The 1606-nt window shown below is 61.4% G+C and carries 2 protein-coding genes and 1 pseudogene; all 3 read right to left on the bottom strand.

Annotation, left to right across the window (positions count from 1 at the left end):
* Positions 1-286: pseudogene (locus JNL55_RS17125) on the bottom strand (cytochrome C oxidase subunit II); the annotation flags it as partial.
* Entirely contained in the window at positions 283-459 is a 177-nt protein-coding gene (locus tag JNL55_RS17120; protein ID WP_293856109.1) for a hypothetical protein, read from the bottom strand. The pseudogene JNL55_RS17125 and the gene JNL55_RS17120, both read right to left, overlap by 4 nt.
* A gap of 11 nt (positions 460-470) precedes the next feature.
* The coding region (locus JNL55_RS17115; RefSeq protein WP_415923098.1) for a c-type cytochrome at positions 471-1606 on the bottom strand (1136 nt) is incomplete at its 5' end.

The raw sequence follows: 1606 nt of genomic DNA, 5'->3' as shown, positions 1-1606 counted from the left end.
CGGGCACGACGATGCATTGGGGCTCAAAGGAATATTGCTGGGCCAGCAAGCGCACGATCACTTTGCCGTCGCTCTCCAGCGCCGTACCCAAGTTGCTTTCGACAAACTCGCCCTGGATGTGCAGCGTTTTGACATCGATCGTCTCGACCCGCGAGGGTGGCATGGCCGCCCAATGCAAGCCGGTTACGATCATCATCCCCACGAGGACCGCGATGATGATGCCGACGATGATCGCCCAGCGTCGTTCGGCGGCTTCAGCCACGTCATGTGCAGGCACCGCGCTCACTGAACTGCACCTCGCGGCAGGTAGATGAAGAAATAAAAAGCGAAATAGAGGATCACGACGATCGCCGTCGCAATGCCGGCGACGGCGAACGCGCCCGCGGGTCCCTGGGCGACGATGTCCTCGACCTGCTTCTTCAAGCCAGAATCATGCTCGTCGTTGGAACGCCGGGTCATGCGGTTCTCCCCTACTCCGGCAGCAATTTGCGCAGCTCGTTGGCTTGATCGGGCGTGACCGGCGTGCCGCTATTGTTCCAAGCCACGCGGATGTATGTCACCACCGCCGCCACTGCCTGATCATTGAGGATGTGCGAGAACGGCGGCATGCCATGCGGGCGGGGGTTTTTCTTGGTCCCGGGCGCATAGCCGCCATTCAACACCATGCGAATTGAATTGACGGGAGAAGACATCGTGATCGACTGATTGCCCGCCAACGGTGGGAACGCCGGTGGGTACCCTTCCCCGTCCTTACCGTGGCAGACGGCGCATTGCTGATCATAGGTCTCACGTCCCAGCTCCATGACCGAGGGGTCCACCAATCGCGCCTGACTGGGCGGTGGCGGGTCGGAGTCGCGGGGAGGAAGCGACTTCAGGTAATCCGCCATCGCGATGGCATCTTCGTCAGTCAGGTATTGCAGACTGTTGTACACCACCTCGGCCATGGGTCCATACACGGCGCCTCGTTTCGAGGCACCGACTTGCAGCAGATCCGCGATGTCCTGCAGATCCCAGTTGCCCAAGCCCGCCTCCCGGTTGGAGGTGAGCGAGGGCGCATACCAATTCTGATTCGGGATCATTCCACCCTCGAAAGCACGCGACTCTCGCGAGCCGCCGAGCGCATTGACGGCGGTGTGGCACATCGAGCAGTGCCCCAGCCCCTTGACGAGGTACGCGCCGCGATTCCACTGCGCCGACTGCTTCGGATCGGGGACGTACTCGCCTTCCTGGAAGTACAGCGTGCGCCAGCCGATCAACAGCTCGCGCTGATTGAAAGGGAATCGCAATTCGTGCGGCCGGTTCTCGCGCACGACAGGCGTGACGGACATGAGATACGCGTAGATCGCATCCGAGTCTTCGCGCGTGACGTTCGTGTAGTTGGCGAACGGCATCGCCGGATAAAGCAATGTGCCGTCACGCGAGACGCCCGTGTGCATCATTCGATAGAACTCATCTGCGGTCCAAAGACCGATGCCCGTCTCATCGTCCGCAGTAATGTTCGGCACATACAGATTGCCGAAGGGCGTGGCCATTGGGCGTCCCCCGGCGAATGCAGGGCCGTTGATCTCCGTATGGCATGCCACGCAGTCCCCCGCACGCGCGAGGT

This window comes from Steroidobacter sp., assembly GCF_016790065.1.
Classification (GTDB): domain Bacteria; phylum Pseudomonadota; class Gammaproteobacteria; order Steroidobacterales; family Steroidobacteraceae; genus Steroidobacter.
Note: the sequence above shows the minus strand (reverse complement) of the source record. Positions and strands in the feature narration are given on the sequence as shown.